20 protein-coding genes and 1 pseudogene are annotated in these 18,274 nt (G+C 67.7%); 11 read left to right on the top strand and 10 right to left on the bottom strand.

Annotation, left to right across the window (positions count from 1 at the left end):
• The first annotated feature begins 21 nt into the window (after positions 1–21).
• From IT882_RS10805 to IT882_RS10790, 4 genes are all read left to right on the top strand, one after another.
• On the top strand, positions 22–1,251 hold the full coding sequence (locus tag IT882_RS10805) for an alanine racemase (RefSeq protein WP_195691861.1): 1,230 nt from the start codon (positions 22–24) through the stop codon (positions 1,249–1,251).
• A complete protein-coding gene (locus tag IT882_RS10800; protein WP_195691860.1) occupies positions 1,248–2,561 on the top strand; it encodes a D-arabinono-1,4-lactone oxidase in 1,314 nt (437 codons plus the stop codon). Before IT882_RS10805 ends, IT882_RS10800 begins: the two co-directional genes overlap by 4 nt.
• A 66-nt stretch (positions 2,562–2,627) precedes the next feature.
• A complete protein-coding gene (locus tag IT882_RS10795; protein WP_195691859.1) occupies positions 2,628–3,197 on the top strand; it encodes a LemA family protein in 570 nt (189 codons plus the stop codon).
• A gap of 21 nt (positions 3,198–3,218) precedes the next feature.
• Positions 3,219–4,109, top strand: a complete 891-nt coding sequence (locus IT882_RS10790) for a M48 family metalloprotease (protein ID WP_195691858.1) — start codon at positions 3,219–3,221, stop codon at positions 4,107–4,109.
• Between the two features lie 25 nt (positions 4,110–4,134).
• Here IT882_RS10790 and IT882_RS10785 read toward each other — a convergent pair whose 3' ends face one another.
• A complete protein-coding gene (locus IT882_RS10785; protein WP_195691857.1) occupies positions 4,135–5,046 on the bottom strand; it encodes a DUF4878 domain-containing protein in 912 nt (303 codons plus the stop codon).
• A 60-nt stretch (positions 5,047–5,106) separates the two neighbouring features.
• Between IT882_RS10785 and IT882_RS10780 the strand changes: the two genes are divergently transcribed.
• Positions 5,107–6,300 carry an AI-2E family transporter gene (locus tag IT882_RS10780; RefSeq protein WP_195691856.1) on the top strand — a complete coding sequence of 398 codons (1,194 nt, stop codon included), beginning with the start codon at positions 5,107–5,109 and terminating at the stop codon, positions 6,298–6,300.
• The gene (gene ilvA, locus IT882_RS10775) at positions 6,297–7,523 is read left to right on the top strand and encodes a threonine ammonia-lyase (RefSeq protein WP_195691855.1); all 1,227 of its coding nucleotides are present in this window, start codon (positions 6,297–6,299) and stop codon (positions 7,521–7,523) included. Before IT882_RS10780 ends, ilvA begins: the two co-directional genes overlap by 4 nt.
• A gap of 9 nt (positions 7,524–7,532) precedes the next feature.
• Here ilvA and greA read toward each other — a convergent pair whose 3' ends face one another.
• Together greA and IT882_RS10765 are read right to left on the bottom strand one after the other, a co-directional pair.
• Positions 7,533–8,024 carry a transcription elongation factor GreA gene (gene greA, locus IT882_RS10770; protein WP_195691854.1) on the bottom strand — a complete coding sequence of 164 codons (492 nt, stop codon included), beginning with the start codon at positions 8,022–8,024 and terminating at the stop codon, positions 7,533–7,535.
• A 78-nt stretch (positions 8,025–8,102) separates the two neighbouring features.
• Positions 8,103–8,522, bottom strand: coding sequence for a DUF4307 domain-containing protein (locus IT882_RS10765; RefSeq protein WP_195691853.1), 420 nt, complete (start codon positions 8,520–8,522; stop codon positions 8,103–8,105).
• Between the two features lie 68 nt (positions 8,523–8,590).
• Between IT882_RS10765 and IT882_RS10760 the strand changes: the two genes are divergently transcribed.
• Positions 8,591–8,881 (top strand): hypothetical protein, encoded by a 291-nt coding sequence (locus IT882_RS10760; RefSeq protein ID WP_229382071.1) that lies wholly within the window; start codon positions 8,591–8,593, stop codon positions 8,879–8,881.
• Positions 8,882–8,893: 12 nt separating this feature from the next.
• On the opposite strand, the gene trhA is transcribed toward IT882_RS10760, so the two are convergent.
• A complete protein-coding gene (gene trhA, locus IT882_RS10755; protein ID WP_195694310.1) occupies positions 8,894–9,583 on the bottom strand; it encodes a PAQR family membrane homeostasis protein TrhA in 690 nt (229 codons plus the stop codon).
• A gap of 171 nt (positions 9,584–9,754) precedes the next feature.
• Here trhA and IT882_RS10750 point away from each other — a divergent pair, with 171 nt between their 5' ends.
• The 4 genes from IT882_RS10750 (at position 9,755) to IT882_RS10740 (ending at position 13,271) form a co-directional block, all read left to right on the top strand.
• Positions 9,755–10,546 carry an isoprenyl transferase gene (locus tag IT882_RS10750; RefSeq protein WP_195691851.1) on the top strand — a complete coding sequence of 264 codons (792 nt, stop codon included), beginning with the start codon at positions 9,755–9,757 and terminating at the stop codon, positions 10,544–10,546.
• Between the two features lie 50 nt (positions 10,547–10,596).
• Positions 10,597–11,469: an aminotransferase class V-fold PLP-dependent enzyme gene (locus tag IT882_RS10745; protein ID WP_229382070.1), complete on the top strand. Its 873-nt coding sequence runs from the start codon at positions 10,597–10,599 to the stop codon at positions 11,467–11,469.
• Complete coding sequence (locus tag IT882_RS16550) at positions 11,424–11,720, top strand: hypothetical protein (RefSeq protein WP_229382069.1); 297 nt, start codon at positions 11,424–11,426, stop codon at positions 11,718–11,720. The genes IT882_RS10745 and IT882_RS16550 overlap by 46 nt, the downstream gene beginning before the upstream one ends.
• A gap of 186 nt (positions 11,721–11,906) precedes the next feature.
• Complete coding sequence (locus IT882_RS10740; protein ID WP_418887747.1) at positions 11,907–13,271, top strand: PhoH family protein; 1,365 nt, start codon at positions 11,907–11,909, stop codon at positions 13,269–13,271.
• Between the two features lie 235 nt (positions 13,272–13,506).
• On the opposite strand, the gene IT882_RS10735 is transcribed toward IT882_RS10740, so the two are convergent.
• The 6 genes and pseudogenes from IT882_RS10735 to IT882_RS10710 all read right to left on the bottom strand — a co-directional run bounded on the left by IT882_RS10735 (position 13,507) and on the right by IT882_RS10710 (position 18,270).
• Entirely contained in the window at positions 13,507–14,163 is a 657-nt protein-coding gene (locus IT882_RS10735; protein WP_195691850.1) for a response regulator transcription factor, read from the bottom strand.
• Positions 14,164–14,236: 73 nt separating this feature from the next.
• Positions 14,237–15,094, bottom strand: a pseudogene (locus tag IT882_RS16545) (ATP-binding protein); the annotation flags it as partial.
• Between the two features lie 208 nt (positions 15,095–15,302).
• On the bottom strand, positions 15,303–16,697 hold the full coding sequence (locus tag IT882_RS10725; RefSeq protein WP_195691849.1) for a class II fumarate hydratase: 1,395 nt from the start codon (positions 16,695–16,697) through the stop codon (positions 15,303–15,305).
• 48 nt (positions 16,698–16,745) lie between these two features.
• Complete coding sequence (locus IT882_RS10720; RefSeq protein ID WP_418887746.1) at positions 16,746–17,381, bottom strand: carbonic anhydrase; 636 nt, start codon at positions 17,379–17,381, stop codon at positions 16,746–16,748.
• Positions 17,378–18,022, bottom strand: coding sequence for a DUF4245 family protein (locus IT882_RS10715; RefSeq protein WP_195691848.1), 645 nt, complete (start codon positions 18,020–18,022; stop codon positions 17,378–17,380). The genes IT882_RS10720 and IT882_RS10715 overlap by 4 nt, the downstream gene beginning before the upstream one ends.
• On the bottom strand, positions 18,022–18,270 hold the full coding sequence (locus tag IT882_RS10710) for an exodeoxyribonuclease VII small subunit (protein ID WP_195691847.1): 249 nt from the start codon (positions 18,268–18,270) through the stop codon (positions 18,022–18,024). Before IT882_RS10710 ends, IT882_RS10715 begins: the two co-directional genes overlap by 1 nt.
• Between the last annotated feature and the right edge of the window lie 4 nt (positions 18,271–18,274).

Raw genomic sequence — 18,274 nt, 5'->3', positions numbered from 1 at the left:
CGGCCCGAGTAGAGTGCCGTCATGGTGTCGTTTGGGCAGGCTCTGACGGATGCGAAACAGCCGGCTCACGACGCCGCCACCTACTGGCAACGGGAGACGGATGCCGTGGCATCCGTCTCCGGCCCCGTCGCGACGCTCCATCTCGGGGCCCTTCGGCACAACGCTCTGGACATGGCGGTGCGCGCCGCAGGCGTCCCCATCCGTGTCGCGAGCAAGTCGGTTCGCGTGCGCGAGGCGATCGACGCGACCCTCGCCCTGCCGGGCTACGCCGGGATCCTCGCCTTCACGCTGCCTGAGGCGCTCTGGCTCGCCCAGACGCGTGATGACGTTGTTCTCGGATATCCGACCGTTGACCGGGGAGCGATCGCGACGCTGGCCGAGAGCGACGAGGCCTGCGCGCGGGTCACGCTCATGGTCGACGATCTCGCCCAACTCGACATCGTCGATGCGGTCGTGCCGCCGCGATCGCGACCCACCATCCGTGTCGCGATCGACGCTGACGCGTCGTGGCGAGCCCCCGCGCTCGGCCACATCGGTGTGCGTCGCTCGCCGGTGCACGAACCGGGCGAGGTGGCAAGCCTCGCGCGCGCGATCACCCGTCGCGAGGGCTTCCAGCTCGTCGGACTCATGATGTACGAGGCGCAGATCGCGGGCCAGGGGGATGCCACGGGTTCCGGCGACGGGCTCATCCGATGGATGCAGCACCGGTCTTCCGCGGAGCTTCTGGAGCGGCGCCAGGCGATCGTCGCAGCCCTGCGTCCGATCGCCCCGCTGGAGTTCGTCAATGGCGGCGGCACCGGATCACTGGAGTTCACGGCATCCGATCAAGCTGTCACCGAGGTGACCGCGGGAAGCGGCCTGTTTGCCGGCCACCTGTTCGACGGATACCGCGTCTTCGCACCCCAACCGGCCGCTGCCTTCTCGCTCGAGGTGGTGCGCAAGCCCACGCCCGACATTGCGACAGTGCTCGGCGGCGGATGGATCGCGTCGGGCCCGCCCGTCGCTTCCCGCCAACCGCGACCGGTCTGGCCGACGGGTCTGCGCACGCTGCCCCGCGAGGGAGCGGGAGAGGTGCAGACCCCCCTGCAGGGCGAGGCGGCGCGACACCTGCGTGTCGGGGACCGGGTCTGGTTCCGGCACGCCAAGAGCGGCGAACTTGCCGAGCGGGTCGACCACTACCTGCTCGTGGACGATGACACCGTCGTCGGTGAGGCGCCGACGTATCGCGGCGAAGGGAAGGCGTTCCTGTGACACGACCCGGCGGCACATGGCAGAACTGGGGACGCTCGGCGCGCGTACGACCGCAGAGCGTCGAGTTCCCGGCATCCGCGGACGCCGTGCAGCGCTCGGTGCAGGCCGCGCTCTCCCGTGGTCGTCGCATCAAGGCGGTGGGTGCCGGGCACAGCTTCACGGGGATCGCCGTCGCCTCCGACGTCCTGCTCGATCTCACCGACCTCTCAGGTCTGGTCTCCGTCGATCACGAACGCCGCCGGGTCACGCTCCGCGCCGGCACCCGACTGCATCAGATCCCGGGGCTCCTTGCCCCCTACGGGCTGGCGATGCAGAACCTCGGCGATATTGACCGGCAGACGATCGCCGGGGCGATCTCGACCGGAACCCACGGCACGGGCGCCGCCTTCGGCGGGATCTCCACCCAGATCGTCGGCGCCACCCTGGTTACCGGAACCGGCGACATCCTGAGGGTGAGTGACACCGAGAACGCGGATCTTCTGCCCGCTGTCGCGCTCGGACTGGGTGCTCTGGGCATCCTGGTCGATGTCACCGTGCAGTGCGTCCCGGCGTTCGTGCTCGAGGCGACAGAGCGGCCAGAGCCGCTCCTTGATGTCCTCGACAGCCTCGATGAGCGCGTCTCGAGTGTCGATCACTTCGAGTACTACTGGTTTCCCCACACAGATGTCGCACTGACGAAGTCCAACACGCGCCTGCCCGAATCCGCGGTGCGCAAACCCCTCCCGGCAGTGGGGAAGTGGGTCGACGAATCCCTCCTCGCCAACGGGGTCTACCGCGCGGTGTGCGGCGTCGGTGCCCGCGTTCCTGCCGTCGTGCCCCCGTTCTCCCGGCTCGCGGTGAAGCTCACCGGCAACCGTGACTACACCGACCGGTCCACTCGTGTGTTCACGCAGAGCCGCACCGTGCGGTTTCGTGAAATGGAGTACGCCCTGCCGGCCGCCGCGGTGCGCTCGGCGTTCGACGAACTGCGTGCCCTCATCCGTGCTCGCGGATGGCGGATCTCATTTCCGGTGGAGGTGCGCTTCGCTGCCGGCGACGACCGCTGGCTGTCGACCGCGCATGACCGAGACTCGGGCTACATCGCCGTGCACCGGTACTGGCGTGAGGACCCCACCGAGTACTTCACCGCCGTCGAGCAGATCATGCTCGCGCACGACGGTCGGCCGCACTGGGGCAAGATGCACACCCTGGATGCCGACGGTTTGCGCGAGCGGTACCCCCGGTTCGACGATTTCGTGTCGTTGCGCGACCGCCTCGACCCGCGTCGCGCGTTCCAGAACACGTATCTGGAGCGGGTACTCGGCAGCTGATCCGGTCGGCTGCGGATCCACCGCACTCACAGTCAGTCGGCAGGCGCGTCCCCTAGGATGGCAGCCATGTGGGAGTGGCTGATCCCGGTTCTGATCATCGTGGCGCTGGTCGTCATCGTTGGCATCTACCTGTGGGCGACATACAACTCGCTCGTGCAGTTGAATGTGCGCGTCGACGAGGCCTGGAGCGACATCACCGTCCAGCTCAAGCGCCGCGCCGACCTGATCCCGGGCCTGATCGAAACGGTGAAGGGTTACGCGGCTCACGAACGGGCGGTGTTCGAAAACGTCACGCAAGCGCGCGCCGAGACGCTCTCCGCGTCCGGGCCCGCGGAGGCGGGTGTTGCCGAAGGGCACGTGCAGCAGGCTCTGAAGTCCCTGTTCGCCGTCGCCGAGGCCTATCCCCAGCTGCAGGCCAGTACGAACTTCCTGCAACTGCAGCAGGCACTGGTTGACACCGAAGACAAGATTCAGGCATCCCGCCGGTTCTACAACGGCGGCGTTCGCGAGCTGAACACCAAGATCAAGGTCTTCCCGAACAACCTGTTCGCCAAGAACCTCGGTTTCAGCGAGCGCGAGTTCTTCGAGGTCGTTGACGGGGCAGCGATCTCCGAGCCGCCGCGCATCCAGTTCTAACCGGTTCCGGCGAGAGGCCGCATGTACAGCGCCATCGCGCGGAACAAGCGCAACACCTGGTTCATCCTGATCCTGTTCGTCCTCGGGCTGGGGGCCATTGGTCTGCTCGCCGGTTGGCTCATGGGCAACAACTGGTGGGTGACGGCCTTCATCCTGATCTTTGCCGTCGGCTACGCCGTGGTGCAGTACTTCGCCGCCGACCGTGAAGCCCTCGCCCTCGCGGGAGCCATCGAGGTCTCCCGCGAAGACGCGCCGCGCTACTATCGGCTGGTCGAAAACCTGTGCATCACGACCGGCACCCCGATGCCGCGCTTGTATGTCGTCGAGGATGCCGCGCCCAACGCTTTCGCCACGGGCCGCAAGCCCGAAGAGGCCGCCATCACGGTGACGACAGGGCTGTTCGAGATCATGACCGACCGCGAACTCGAGGGGGTGCTGGCGCACGAACTCGGTCACATCCGCAACTACGACATCCGGGTCTCCCTCATCGTGTTCGGCCTCGTCGTGGCGGTGGGGCTGCTCGCCGACATCCTGATGCGTATGGCGTTCTTCGGTGGTCTGCGCCGGTCGGGCAACAACAGCCAAGCGCAGCTGTTCTTCCTCATCTTCGGCATCGTCGCCGCCATCGTGGCGCCGCTGCTGGCCGGTGCCGTGCAGGCAGCCATCTCGCGTCAGCGCGAGTACCTCGCCGACGCGACCGGCGCGCTGACCACCCGTGACCCCGATGGCTTGGCGTCGGCGCTCGCGAAGCTCGAGTCCCACGCGCAACCGCTCACCCGGGCGAACACCTCGATGGCGCACCTGTGGTTTGCCAACCCGCTCAGCGCCAAGGGCGTGTCGCGCCTGTTCGCGACCCATCCGCCCATTCCCGCCCGCATCGAACGCCTGCACACGATCGGCGGCCAGTTCTGAGGCTCAGATCGGCAGACGGTCCGATTCAGTCAACCGACAGAACGAGCTGGTTTCCGGTGAAGCTCATCCCCCCGCGCAGCGACCAGTCGTCCGTGCGATAGGTGAACGTCCCCGCCGAGCCGTCCCGTGTCGTTCCGGAGGCCGTCGCAACGAGCACACCGCCCGTCGCGGCAAAGCTCGACAGGTTCACGGCGAAAGCGAGCGTCGGCGCCGTCTCGACGCGGAAGCTGAGCGTTGTCAGGAGGGCGAGATCGGCAGCCCAGGGGACGCGGATGCCGCAGTTCTCGGGGATCGCGTCGGTCGGCGCCGTGCACGCATCGAGGTGGGCCTGCACCTGTGCTGCCGCGGTCTCGAGCGCGGCATCCGACAGCTGCGGCTCCAGCGCCGCGGTCGTCGCGGCACCGGGACTGACCGCGGCGGTGGTCGCTCCCGTCAGGATGCCGACGGGAGCGGGGAGAACGTCGTAGAGCGCCGGGAGCAGCAGTACCGGCTCGTCCACCCCGATGAGCGCGGTGCCGATGACGGCGGCATCGCCCACCGTCGAAGAGATCGTGAGAGACCCCAGTCCGCTGGCGGTCACCTTCCACCCGGCATCCGTGCGAACGAGGGCGATCTCGCCGGACCCGGATGACGCGTCGAGCGTGAACGTGACAGACGCCGTGGCCGTGTCACCATCCTCACTGATGGCGGTGACGACGGCGTCGGAGATGGTGGCGGAGGCGCCGGCGAATGCGGCTTCGGTGGACGCCGCATCGACTCCGTCAGCAGTGACGAGGCTCAGGGCGGCAGCCGCATCGCCGCGGCTCACGTCATCGAGGTACTCTTCGACGACGGCTTGCGGTCCGGAGGGGCGTAGCACCAGCCAGAGCACGACGCCGGCGACCACGAGAAGCACCGCGCCGGCCGCAATGACGGCGATGAGCGGGCCACGTTTCACACCTCCACGCTAGTGCCCGCGCTCCCGGCCTGTGCCATGCCCCGGTTCTAGACTGAACGGATGAGTACTCCCGACGACAAGCCCACGGGGTCGTTCTTCGACGCGATTCGGGACAGACGTCGGATCGTGTCCGTGCAGGCGACGCGCGGCATCCCTCCGGGGTTCCACCTGGCAGCCGCCTACGCCTGGCGGTTCCTGGTGATCGCGGCGGCGATCGGCGTCGGGATTTGGCTTGTCATCCAGCTCAAACTGCTGGTCATCCCGCTTCTGATCTCGATCCTGATCACCGCGCTGGTGTGGCCGGCCTTCACCGGAATGCTGCGCCTGCGGTTCCCGCGATGGCTCGCGATCGCCATCACCGTGCTCGGTACGGCGGCGATCGTCACCGGGTTGCTGTGGCTTGCCATCTGGCAGATCACGCGCGAGTGGCCATCGGTGCAGTCGCGCACGATTGAGGCAGTGCAGCAGTTCCGCCAGTACCTGATCGACGGGCCGCTTCACCTCACCGCCGGCCAGATCGACGACCTGCTCGCGCAGGCCTGGACCTTCATCCAGCAGCAGGCTGAACTGCTGTGGACGGGTGCCCTGGCGATCGGCACCACGGTCGGACATGTGGCAACGGGAGCGCTGCTCACGATCTTCATCCTGCTCACCCTCCTCGCCGACGGCGCGGGGATCTGGCGCTGGACGACCCGGCTGTTCCCGCGCGCTGCGCGTCCCGCGGTCGACGGCGCCGGACGTGCCGGCTGGGTCACGGTGGCCAACTATGCGCGCACGCAGTTGCTCGTCGCGACGATCGACGCGGTCGGTATCGGCCTCGGGGCGTTCCTGCTCGGCGTGCCGCTTGCCATCCCCATTGCTGTGCTGGTCTTCCTCGGTTCCTTCATCCCGATCGTCGGTGCCGTCGTCACCGGAGCGCTCGCTGTCTTCCTCGCTCTCGTCTACAACGGTCCGTGGATCGCACTCTGGATGCTGGTGGTCGTGCTCGGTGTCCAGCAGCTGGAAGGCCACGTCCTGCAGCCGCTTCTCATGGGATCTGCCGTCAAGGTGCATCCCCTCGCGGTGGTGCTCGTCGTCGCGGGTGGTGCGCTCATCGCCGGCATCCCCGGGGCGCTGTTCGCCGTGCCTCTGGCCGCGTTCGTCAACGTCGTGGCGGTCTACCTGGGTGATCGGGCGTGGGAGCCCGGCGCGAAACCTGACGCGCCCGACCTGATTTGGTCGACCGTTCCCCGCCCGAGGAGAATCGGCAAGTGAGTATCCCCACCCTCGCCGACATCGAGGATGCGGCAGCAACTCTTTCGGGTGTCATCCGACACACCCCGATGGACGAGTCCCTGCATCTGACAGACCTGCTCGGCGTACCCGTCGCCCTCAAACTCGAGAACCTCCAGCGCACTGGTTCGTTCAAGATCCGGGGCGCCGTGAACCGGCTTTCTCGCCTCACGGAGGCCGAACGGGCACGCGGTGTGGTCGCGGCATCCGCCGGTAACCACGCGCAGGGGGTCGCCCTGGCCGCTCATCAGCTCGGGATTCCCGCGACGATCTTCATGCCGCTGGGCGTACCGGTTCCGAAGCTGCTGGCCACCCGCGGCTATGGAGCCGATGTCATCCTCGAAGGTGCCACGGTCGAAACGCCGCTTCGCCTGGCCGCCGAATTCGCCGAGCGCACCGGCGCCGTGCTGATCCACCCCTTCGACCACCCGGACATCATCGCGGGGCAAGGCACCCTCGGCCTCGAGCTGATGGACGACATGCCCGACCTCGACACAGTCATCATCGGGATCGGCGGCGGGGGACTGATGTCGGGTGTTGCCGCCGCGGTAAAGGCCCGCGCGGCTGCCGTGGGGCGTTCGGTGCGCATCATCGGCGTTCAGGCCGAGAACTCTGCTGCCTACCCGGCCTCACTCGCGGCAGGTCGCCCCCTGGAGGTCGCCACCCGAGCCACGATCGCCGACGGCATCGCCGTCGCACGACCGGGAGACCTGCCCTTCGAGATCATCAGCCAGCTGGTGGACGAGGTCGTCACCGTCTCTGAGGACGACATCGCGCGGGCCCTTCTCGTGCTGCTGGAGCGCGCGAAGCAGGTTGTGGAGCCGGCGGGCGCCGTCGGGGTCGCGGCCATTCTGGCCGGCAAGATCACCGCGCAGGGCCCGACGGCGTGCGTGCTGTCCGGCGGCAACATCGATCCGCTGCTGCTGCAGCGCGTCGTCGCGCACGGACTGTCGGCATCCGGTCGCTACATGACGATGCGTGTCCCGCTGCCAGATCGCCCCGGGCAGCTGGCGCGGGTCTCAGAGCTGCTGGCTCTCGCGGGTGCCAACGTCATCGAGGTCCTGCACACCCGTCACGGGCAGGGGCTTCAGATCAGCGAGGTGATCCTGCAGCTGAGCGTCGAAACACGCGGCGAAGAGCACAAGGCTCACGTCATCGCGACGCTGGAAAACGCCGGGTTCGTCGTCCACGTCGCCGCGGACTGACGTCGAGCCTTACTGCCCGTCGTAGGTCTCGACCTTGACGATCTCCACCGCGATCTCCCGGCCGTTGGGCGCGGTGTAGGACGTCGTGTCGCCCTCCTTCAGGCCCAGAATCGCGGCACCGAGCGGCGAGGCTTCGCTGTACACGTCGAGCTCTGACCCGGCACCGATCTCGCGGTTTCCGAGGAGGAAGACCTCTTCGCCGCCGGCGACCACCGCTGTGACGACAGTTCCCGGCTCTACGACTCCCGTGCTCTCGGGCGCGACACCCACCGTGGCGTTCTTCAGCAGGGCCTGGAGAGTGCGGATGCGAGCTTCCTGCTTGCCCTGCTCGTCCTTGGCTGCGTGGTAGCCGCCGTTCTCCTTGAGGTCTCCCTCTTCGCGCGCTGCCTCGATGCGCTTGGCGATCTCTTCGCGGCCGACGGTGGACAGGTGCTCGAGCTCGGCGTGGAGGCGGTCGAAGGCCTCCTGGGTGAGGAAGGTCACCGGGGCATCGCTGGACACGAGCGTCTCCTTTCGTCGGCGCCGATATGGCAAGACGCCCCGGCAGCGCCAGGGCGTCGTTGAATCAGTCTCGCTAGATTACGTCACCCAGCAGGCGTTGATCAAACCCGTCGTCGCGCCCGCGGTCGTCGGGATCGTCTCGACGAACGCACGCGTGTGCTCGCTCGAGGGAGGGATGACCAGCACCCGCCAACCGACGATGCCGTGCTGTTCGTCCTGCGCCTCGAGAATGCACGCGACCTCCCGATTGGTCGGTGCCGTCACCTGGAAGCTGAGGCTCACCGTACGGTCGTCGACCACGGTGAAGCCGGTGGTGTCGGCATCCACACTCTCGAGTGAGTTCGCGACGGTCATCCAGCCGAACCACCCGATGATCGCCACGACCACCACGAGCCCGAGGATGATGACCCAGCGAGGCGCGCGCCCACCTCGTCGCCCGTAGCGATCGTCGAGCTTCGCGCGGATCGCGGCGTCGGATGCGGGGGGTGCGGTCGTCATCGGGGGTGTCTCGTGAGTCGTTAGGCTGGAACTCCAGGCTAGACGCTGGCCAGTCGAAACGAGACATGATGCGCATTCTGTTGGGGACCGCGACCCCGGTTCCGAGCCCCTCGACGGTGGACCCCGACCTCGTCACCCCGGGCCCGTGGGGCTTTCTGATCATTGCGCTGCTGGCTGTCGTGGTCATTCTGCTCATCTCCGACATGATGCGCCGCATCCGCCGCGGTCGCGTGCGCGCGGACATCCGCGAGGAACTGGATGCCGAGGCGCGGGCAGAGTCTGAGGAGGAGTCAGGAGCTGACTCGGAGAGTGCCGACGGCGATGCGGCGCCGGATGCCGAGGAGCCCGGACGGTCCTAACCTCGGCTCTCGCTAGCCGTGATAGGCGGGGCTCAGACCGATGAGCAGGCACGCCGTCCAGTGGCACAGGAACGCGAGCACCGTGCACACGTGGAAGATCTCGTGGAACCCGAAGTGGCCCGGCCAGGGGTTGGGACGTTTGAGCGCGTAGACCACGGCGCCGAGCGTGTAGAGGATGCCGCCGACAGCGACGAGCACCATCATCGCGGCGTTCGCCTCGAACAGCGGCACGATGTACATGACCGCTGCCCATCCGAGCACAAGATAGAGGGCCACGTAGAGCCAGCGCGGAGCGTCGATCCAGAACACCCGGAACAGGATGCCCAGGATCGCGCCACCCCACACGAGGGAGAGCAGGATCGTTGCTTGGGATGTCGGTAGCGCCAGCACCGCGATCGGGGTGTACGTACCGGCGATCAGCAGCAGGATGTTCGCGTGGTCGATGCGCTTGAGGATCGCGCGCGTCTTCGGCTTCCACCGGAAGCGGTGGTACAAGGCTGAGTTGCCGAACAGGAGAAGAGACGTCGCCATGAACACGGCAGCCGACCACTTGGCCGCCGTTCCCTGCGAGAGGGCGATCAGAACGATGCCAGCGGCGATCGCGATGGGGAACGTCGCCGCGTGAATCCAGCCGCGCCAGGTCGGCTTGAGCTCGTCGGCAGCGACGGACTCGGCTTCTTCGATCAGCGGCAGCCGGGGCATCTCGGCTCCGTCGACCGCCTCGTCCCACTCGGGAGTCGGGCGATCGGTCGGAGGGTTCACGCCAGACGGGGTCACCCTCTGAGCCTACGAGTCCGAGTATTCCCGCGGGGGTACGCGTCGGCGCCTCGTCCGCGTCCTCGCTGGGGTCGGGCGCAGGAGTAACGTGGCCGTGTGGCATCGGGAGTCGGAGCAGCAGCGCGCGGCAAAGGCCCGCTGTATCGGCTCTACACCGCCAGGCTCCGCCGCGAGCTGACGCCCGAGAACATGCCGCACCACATCGCGATGATGATCGACGGCAATCGTCGGTGGGCGCGTCAACTCGGCTACGAGACGGCGGCGCACGGTCATCGTGCGGGCGCAGCCAAGATGCGCGAATTCCTGGAATGGTGCGACGACCTCGGTGTCACGGTGGTCTCCCTCTACCTGCTCTCGACCGACAACGTCCGTAAGCGCGACGCGGCAGAGCTCAACGACCTGCTGCAGATCATCGCCGAACTCGCCGAAGAGGTCTCGCGCGTTCGGAACTGGCGGGTCAAGCACGTGGGCCGGGCCGATCTGCTTCCGCCCGAACTGACCAGGGTGCTGCGTGCAGCAGAGGAGCGCACGGCAGGGAACGAGGGGCTTCACGTGAACCTCGCGGTCGGATACGGCGGGCGCTCGGAGATCGTCGACGCTGTCCGCAGCATCATCGCCGCCCACGACCGAGACGGTGGATCGCTCGAAGAGCTCGCGGCAAGTCTCACGCCCGAACAGATCGGTGAACACCTCTACACCGGGGGACAGGCCGACCCTGACCTGGTCATCCGGACCTCCGGTGAGCAGCGGCTGAGCGACTTTCTGCTTTGGCAGAGCGCGCACAGCGAGTTCTACTTCATGGAGGCACTGGGCCCGGACCTTCGCGAGGTGGACTTCCTTCGGGCGCTGCGCAACTACGCGAGTCGTGAGCGTCGCTTCGGGGGCTGAGCGCTGCCGCGACCGCCCGCGGTGATGCCCTGGCGTGCCACAATGTGACCGTGACGGGTGACATCACGGCCTACATCGAGTCCTTCGACTCCGAGCCCGGCTATCTGGACTGGGCGGCGTTCGGTCCGCTCTCGCCCGTCGTCCGCAGCGAGGTCCACGCCGATGCCGAGCTTCTCGGGACGGGGCGCCGTTCGAGCGTCGACCTGGTCAACGAACACGTCGACCAGTCTCGCACTCACGCAGCATCCGTGCTCGGTGTCCCTGCCGAGCAGATCGTGATCCAGCCCTCGACGAGCCACGGTCTGCAGCAGGCGATCTATGGACTCAGCGGCACCCTCCTGCTCTCCCGCGCCGAGTATCCCGCTCTGACGATCGCCGCCGCGCGTGCCGAGGCTGCGCTGGGCACTCTCCGTGCGGCATGGCTCGAACCCGAGCACGGCTTCATGACGCCGGATGCCGTGCGCGACGCCCTCACCGATGAGGTCACCGCCGTCGCGGTGAGCCTCGTGGACTTCCGCACCGGATACCGCGCCGACCTGGGAGCCCTCCGCGACGTGATCGGGGATCGCCTGCTCATCGTCGACGCGATCCAAGGCCTCGGTGTCGTGGATGCCGACTACGGCGTCGCTGACGTCGTCTGCGCGAACGGATACAAGTGGCTTCGTGCTGGACGTGGCACCGGGGTCGCAAGCTACAGTCAGCGCGCCGTCGATCGGCTGGCCCCGTGCTCTCCGGCTACGCCGGAGTTGCCGACGGGCTGCCCGTGGATGCGGTGCCCGAGCCATCGCCGGATGCTCGGGCGTTCATCGTCTCGAAGGCCGATTCGCTCGCTGCGGCGCGCCTGGGAAGTGCCCTCCACGAGATCCACGATGTCGGTGTGGCCACGATCGCCGCGGCCGTCGAGGCGCGGGCGACCCGCGTGATCGAGATCGCCGACGAGAACGCCATCCCCGTGATCACGCCGCGAGAGCCCGAGCGTCGTGCGGGGATCGTGACCCTGGCTCCCCAGCCGCAGGATGCCGGTCCCCTCGCGGCGGCGCTGGCCAACGCGGGAGTGACCATCACCCCTCGGGGCGGCACGATCCGTGTCTCGGCCCACGCAGGTACCGGCGACGAATCGCTGTCGCTGTTCGCCTCCGCACTCTCGGCCTACGCGGCATCCCGCACCTGGTAGGGCCCGAGAAATTTACCTCGATGTAACGGTGTCGACAGCGTGTCGCCGCCCGCGGCATCGGCTCGCCGTCGTACGTTCAACTCGTCGGGCAAGGCGCCCGACCGGGTCGGCCGTCAGGATCGCGACTCGTGACCCCTGGTCGACTCGCTGGGTACCGGGAATTACCACCCGGGGCGGGAGTGGGTTGTGACCACACGGGCAGCACAGGCACAGGACCGGGTTCACCAGGACAACCGGATCGAGGATGCCGAGCAGGATCAGACGCTTCGCACCTACGTGCTCGACACATCGGTGCTGCTGAGCGATCCGCGCGCGTTCTTCCGATTCGCCGAGCACAACGTCGTGGTGCCGGTCGTGGTGATCACCGAACTCGAGGGCAAGCGTCACGACCCCGAGATCGGGTACTTCGCCCGGCAGGCGCTGCGTCACCTCGACGAGCTGCGAGTCGAGCACGGTCGCCTCGACTTCCCGGTGCCCGTCGGTGCCGGAGGGACGCTCCGCGTCGAACTGAACAACACCAACCCGGATGCGCTGCCCTCGGGGATGCGTCTGGGCGACAACGACAGCCGCATCCTGGCGGTGGCCATGAACCTCGCTTCCGACGGCCAGGAGGTCACGGTCGTCTCCAAGGACCTGCCGATGCGGGTCAAAGCGGCGTCGCTCGGGATCTCCGCCGAGGAGTACCTGGCCGAACAGGCAATCGACTCCGGGTGGACGGGCATCGCCACGATCGACATCTCCGGTGACGAGCTCAGCGATCTCTACGAGAGCGAGGTCGCTACCAGCGACCAGGTGACCGGTCTGCCCGTGAACACCGGTCTCATCATCCACTCCGAGCGCGGTTCGGGACTCGGGCGTGTCACCGGCGACGGGAGCTTCCGGCTTGTTCGCGGCGACCGTGAAGTTTTCGGTCTGCACGGGCGCTCAGCCGAGCAGCGCGTCGCGATCGACCTTCTTCTCGACCCAGAGGTCGGCATCGTGTCGCTCGGCGGACGGGCCGGCACCGGAAAGTCGGCTCTTGCTCTGTGCGCGGCGCTGGAGGCGGTGCTCGAGCGGCAGCAGCAGCGCAAGATCATCGTGTTCCGTCCGCTGTTCGCAGTCGGCGGTCAAGAGCTCGGCTACCTGCCGGGTGACCAGGCCGAGAAGATGAACCCCTGGGGTCAGGCAGTTTTCGACACGCTCGGGTCGGTCGTGTCCGGGAACGTGCTGGAAGAAGTCGTCGAACGAGGCCTGCTGGAGGTGCTTCCGCTGACGCACATTCGGGGGCGCTCACTGCACGACGCGTTCGTGATCGTCGACGAAGCCCAGTCTCTGGAGCGCAATGTCCTGCTCACGGTGCTCAGCCGGATCGGACAGAACTCGCGCGTTGTCCTCACCCACGATGTCGGCCAGCGGGACAACCTTCGGGTGGGACGTCACGACGGTGTCGCCTCGGTCATCGAGACCCTCAAGGGCCAGGACCTCTTCGGGCATGTCACGCTCGTGCGGTCCGAGCGCTCGGCGATCGCTGCGCTTGTCACCGACCTCCTGGAGTCGGGCGAGCTGTCCTGATCGGGCCGAGGCGGCCTCTCTCCGAGCTGATCCTCACGGAACCATGAGAAGAGTCTCATCGAGCGGGGGGTCTGCGGTGACCCGGTGTCTGCGACCATGGGTGCACCGGGTTCCGCGAGCCCCCCAGATCGCGAGACCCCCTGGTCGGTGAAACCCCCAATAACCGGCCCATGCCCCCGGCGACACCCCAGACGCCGGGGGCATTCTCTTGCCCGCCCACCGAGCGTCAGCCGCGTCACTCCCAGCGATAGCCGGCGCCCCGCACGGTGGCGATGTGGTGCGCTCCGAGCTTTCCCCGCAGGTAGCGCACGTACACGTCGACGACGTTGGATCCGGGATCGAAGTCCATCTCCCAGACGCGGCTGAGCAGCTGCTCGCGAGAAAGGACCGTTCCCGGGCTTCGCAGGAACTGCTCGGCGAGCGCAAACTCCCGAGCTGACAGTTCGACTTCGCGCCCCGCGACGAGGGCCCGCCGCGACAACAGGTCCAGGGAGACCTCCCCGTGGACGATCGTCGTTCCCGCGTCCGCGGGGACCTCGCGCAGTCGCGAGCGAACACGTGCGAGGAGTTCCTCGAACGTGAACGGCTTGCGGATGTAGTCGCTGGCGCCCGACTCCAGACCCTCGACGGTATCCCGTGTGCTGGTGCGGGCGGTGAGCATGATGATCGGCACGTTGCGGCCCTCGCGGCGGATCTGGCGCAGCACCTCGAGCCCGTCGAGAGTCGGCAGACCGATGTCGAGCAGGGCGAGGTCGATCGCCCCGCCTCGGAGGAGCTCGAGAGCCGGCGGACCGTCGTCGACGACCACGGTCTCGTAGCCCGCCACGCGCAGCCCCCGCTCCACGAACGCCGATATCTGCGGCTCGTCTTCTGCGATGAGGATCCTCGTCACCGCTTTCCCCCTGATGGATCACGTCATCGGCGCGCACCGGCGCCGGGTAGGACGCACCGCTGGTGTGCGGTACGTGGATGGTGAAAGTCGCCCCGCCCCCGGGGGTATCGGTCACCTCGCATCGGCCACCGTGGCCTTTCGCGATGGCATCAACAATCGCCAGTCCCAACCCTGAGCCTCCCACACTACGGCGCCGTCCCGCGCGGTCGAAGCGGCGGAAGATGCGATGGCGCATCGCGGGCGGAACACCGGGTCCGTGATCGCGTACCCAGAGGCGAACTTCGACCGCATCTGACGCGCTGCCGACCTCGATCGGACTCGCATCGGGGGAGTACTTCGACGCGTTGTCGGCCAGTTGCAGCCACGCCTGCAGGAGACGGTCGCCGTCGCCCATCATCCGTCCCGTCGCCCGCTCGGTGACGCGCCAGCTGTGTCCCGGGATGACGGCCACCATGTCTGCCATCCGCGCCGTGAGCGCAGCGAGCTCGATCTCATCGCGCTCGTAGGTGTCGGTTTCCGCCGCGGCCAGCAGATCGATGTCTTCGACCAGCCGAGAGAGCCGGTCGAGTTCCGCGATGCCGATCGCGCGGGTGGCATCGACCTCGGCCCGATCCGAGGCGTCCATGATCTCGAGATGCCCGCGCACGATGGTGATCGGCGTCTTGAGTTCGTGGCGCACGTCATCCAGCAGCTGCCGCTGCGAGTCGACCGATCCCTCGAGACGATCGAGCATCGAGTTCACGCTCTGCGACAGGTCGGCGATGCCCTCGCCCCCGTCCCCCGGAAGGCGACGGCTGAGATCGGCGAGGGTCATGCTGTCGGCGGCTGCCCGCACCTGCGCGATCGAGCGAAGCGCCGCACCGGTGACGAACCATCCGACGAGCACCACGAGGGCGACGGCGACGAGCGATGCCACGCCGAAGACGATCATCGGAAGCACCAGGCCATCCAGCGGCGCACCGTCGCGCCACAGCGCGACAGCCTGCGTCGTGAACGTCACGCCTCCGACGAGCGCGAGCGCGAACGCACACGCCAGCGCCGCCCCCGTGACGATGCGACGCCGAGCGGAATGCGGCCGCTGGGACCGTGTCATGGGGTGATTATCGCCCGCAGCGCGAACCCGGCGCATCCATGGCGGACTACCCCGGGTGGGTCATCGACAGCAGATCGAGCTTCTCGTCGAGCTGCTCGAGGGTCAGCTCGCCGCGGTCGACATAGCCGAGTGAGATGACGGCTTCACGAATCGTGACTCCCTCGGCCACCGCGTGCTTGGCGATCTTAGCTGCCGCTTCGTAGCCGATGAGCTTGTTCAAGGGGGTCACGATCGACGGCGACATTCCCGCGAAGGCCGTGGCCCGCTCGACGTTGGCTTCCAGGCCGACGATCGTCTTGTCGGCCAGGACACGCATGGTGTTGGCCAGGAGCCGGATCGACTCCAAGAGCGCTGTACCCATGACGGGGATCGCGACGTTCAGCTCGAACGCGCCCGAGGCTCCGGCCCAGGCGATCGTCGCGTCGTTGCCGATGATGCGCGCGCACACCATGAGGGTTGCTTCGGGCACGACCGGGTTCACCTTGCCGGGCATGATCGACGAGCCGGGCTGAAGGTCGGGGATGCGCAGCTCGGCAAGGCCCGTGTTCGGTCCCGATCCCATCCAGCGCAGGTCGTTGTTGATCTTCGTGAGCGAGACCGCGATCGTGCGCAGTGCACCGGATGCCTCGACGAGAGCGTCGCGGTTTGCCTGCGCCTCGAAGTGGTCCTTGGCCTCGGTGATCGGCAGCTCCGTCTCCGAGACCAGGATCTCCAGGACCTTCTGCGGGAAGCCGAGGGGGGTATTGATGCCCGTGCCGACGGCCGTTCCGCCCAGGGGCACCTCGGAGACATGGGGGATGACGGCCTGGACGCGTTCGATGCCGAGTCGGATCTGGCGAGCGTAGCCGCCGAACTCCTGGCCGAGGGTGACAGGGGTGGCATCCATGAGGTGCGTCCTGCCCGACTTCACAACGCTCTGCCAGAGCTCGGCCTTCTCTTCCAGGGCGACCGCGAGGTGGTCGAGCGCCGGGATGAGGTCATCGATCAGTTCCTGCGTCACGGCGACGTGCACCGAGGTCGGGAACACGTCGTTGGAGGACTGGGACGCGTTGACGTGATCGTTCGGATGCACGGTCTGACCGAGGCTGCGCGTCGCGAGGGTTGCCAGCACCTCGTTCATGTTCATGTTCGACGAGGTCCCGCTGCCGGTCTGGTACACGTCGATCGGGAACTGGTCGGCGTGAGCGCCGTCGATGATCTCGTCGGCGGCAGCGGCGATGGCTCCAGCGATCTGCGGGTCGAGGGTGCCCAGGTCCCGGTTGGCCAGTGCGGCGGCCTTCTTGATACGCGCCAGCGCCACGATCTGGGCGGGGTCGAGCGCATCACCCGAGATGGGGAAGTTCTCGACGGCCCGCTGGGTTTGTGCGGCATACAGCGCGTTCTTGGGAACCCGCACCTCGCCCATCGTGTCGTGTTCGATGCGGTACTCGATGTCAGTCACGTCCTCGTTCCTTCGCTTCGGTTGGGCTCGGGCAGCTGCCCGTCGTCATCAGGAGTCCTCGGCGGTGCCCACGATGACATCGGGGATGGCCGTGCCCTCGGACAGGCGGTAGTTCGCTCCGACGATCGCGAGCGTTCCGGCGGCGACGGCGTCGCTGATCAGTTCGGAAGAGTGGAGGAGCTCGGCGACGGTGTCGCGCAAGTGCTCGCGGCCGACTTCCTCAGCGTCGACGGGGCCGCCGTCGGAGGCTCGGATGACGCGCCTGACCGCCGGGACGATGGGGGCGATCTGGCGCCAAATGTGTGGGGGGAGTGCGGGAGCATCCAGGGTCGTCGATTCGATCGCGGCGGCGACGGCACCGCATTCGTCGTGCCCGAGGATGACGATCAGGGGGACCTCGAGCACCGCGACGGCGTACTCGAGGCTGCCGACGACGGAGTCGGAGATGACCTGACCGGCGTTTCGGACGACGAACAGATCACCGAGCCCCTGGTCGAAGATGATCTCGGCGGCAAGTCGGGAGTCCGCGCAGCCGAAGAGCGCGGCGCGCGGGCGCTGGCCCCCCGCCAGTTCGTGGCGACGCTCCACGTCCTGTCGCGGATGCGAGGGGTCGCCGGAGACGAACCGGGCGTTTCCCTCGCGCATGTCGCCCCACACCTCGGCGGGCGTCGTGGTCGGCATCATGAACTCTCCTCGTCGGCAGCGATGATCTGATCGGCCAGGCTCGCCGCGATCACGCGCAGGGCGTCCGGTGTCGTCGCACCGTAGACGAGAATCGTGTCCGGGCCGGCGGTCGTGCTGAGAGCCGCCGAGATGTTGCCGGCACGAGCAGGGTCGGGGATGTCGTATTCGGTCCATTCGACACCGTCGATGACGGTGGTTCCTGCGGTATCCGCCCCCGAGAGCTCGCGCGTGGGCCATGTTGGGTCGGCACCGAAGCCCTGGGCAACGCGAACGAATCCGGCATCACCCTCGGGGACGTACAGGACCGTCCAGGTGCGCGGGTCGTCGCCGGCGACGGTGGCCGCGTTGACCAGCCACGTATCGGGGACGACGGGGACGATCGCGGTTGATCCGTCGAGGGTGAGCGAGACCTCCTCGGCAACGGCGGCGACGTCGATCGGCTCCCTCTCCGCTGGTTCGCCGCGGGGGACGGCGAAGATGACAATCGCGACGATGCCGAGAGTGATCACCAGGGCAGCGATCAGATTGCGGAAGGTCTGACTCGAGCGATAGATCCGGGACGACTCAGCCTTGCGCGCCGCCGTTTCCTCAGGAGTTTCTGGTCGACCAAGCTCGGCGACGATCCGTTCCCGCTGCGCCATTACGATCCATCCCCGCCCGTGGCGGGCGTCGATGAAGCGCGTGCCGCATCCAGCCGCTCTTTCGCGCCGACGAGCCACTGCTCGCATCGCGCCGCGAGCGCCTCGCCGCGCTCCCACAGCCGCAGCGACTCCTCGAGGGTCGGTGCTCCCTGTTCCAGCTCCGCGACGACGCGAACGAGCTCGTCGCGAGCCTGCTCGAACGACAGGCCGTCGACGTCACCCGGGGCAGGCGGGTTCGCGGCGGTCATGTTT

Source organism: Microbacterium schleiferi (genome assembly GCF_015565955.1).
GTDB lineage: Bacteria > Actinomycetota > Actinomycetes > Actinomycetales > Microbacteriaceae > Microbacterium > Microbacterium schleiferi_A.
The sequence above is the reverse complement of the archived record's forward strand: the minus strand, read 5'-3'. Positions and strand labels throughout refer to the sequence as shown.

Excerpts from the sequence above, each read along its gene's own strand:
- IT882_RS10805 (WP_195691861.1), top strand. The coding sequence starts at position 22 with ATGGTGTCGTTTGGGCAGGCTCTGACGGATGCGAAACAGCCGGCTCAC.
- IT882_RS10795 (WP_195691859.1), top strand. The coding sequence starts at position 2,628 with ATGTGGGAGTGGCTGATCCCGGTTCTGATCATCGTGGCGCTGGTCGTC.
- IT882_RS10790 (WP_195691858.1), top strand. The coding sequence starts at position 3,219 with ATGTACAGCGCCATCGCGCGGAACAAGCGCAACACCTGGTTCATCCTG.
- IT882_RS10780 (WP_195691856.1), top strand. The coding sequence starts at position 5,107 with ATGAGTACTCCCGACGACAAGCCCACGGGGTCGTTCTTCGACGCGATT.
- IT882_RS10765 (WP_195691853.1), bottom strand. The coding sequence starts at position 8,522 with ATGACGACCGCACCCCCCGCATCCGACGCCGCGATCCGCGCGAAGCTC.
- IT882_RS10760 (WP_229382071.1), top strand. The coding sequence starts at position 8,591 with ATGCGCATTCTGTTGGGGACCGCGACCCCGGTTCCGAGCCCCTCGACG.
- trhA (WP_195694310.1), bottom strand. The coding sequence starts at position 9,583 with ATGCCCCGGCTGCCGCTGATCGAAGAAGCCGAGTCCGTCGCTGCCGAC.
- IT882_RS10720 (WP_418887746.1), bottom strand. The coding sequence starts at position 17,381 with ATGATGCCGACCACGACGCCCGCCGAGGTGTGGGGCGACATGCGCGAG.
- IT882_RS10715 (WP_195691848.1), bottom strand. The coding sequence starts at position 18,022 with ATGGCGCAGCGGGAACGGATCGTCGCCGAGCTTGGTCGACCAGAAACT.
- IT882_RS10710 (WP_195691847.1), bottom strand. The coding sequence starts at position 18,270 with ATGACCGCCGCGAACCCGCCTGCCCCGGGTGACGTCGACGGCCTGTCG.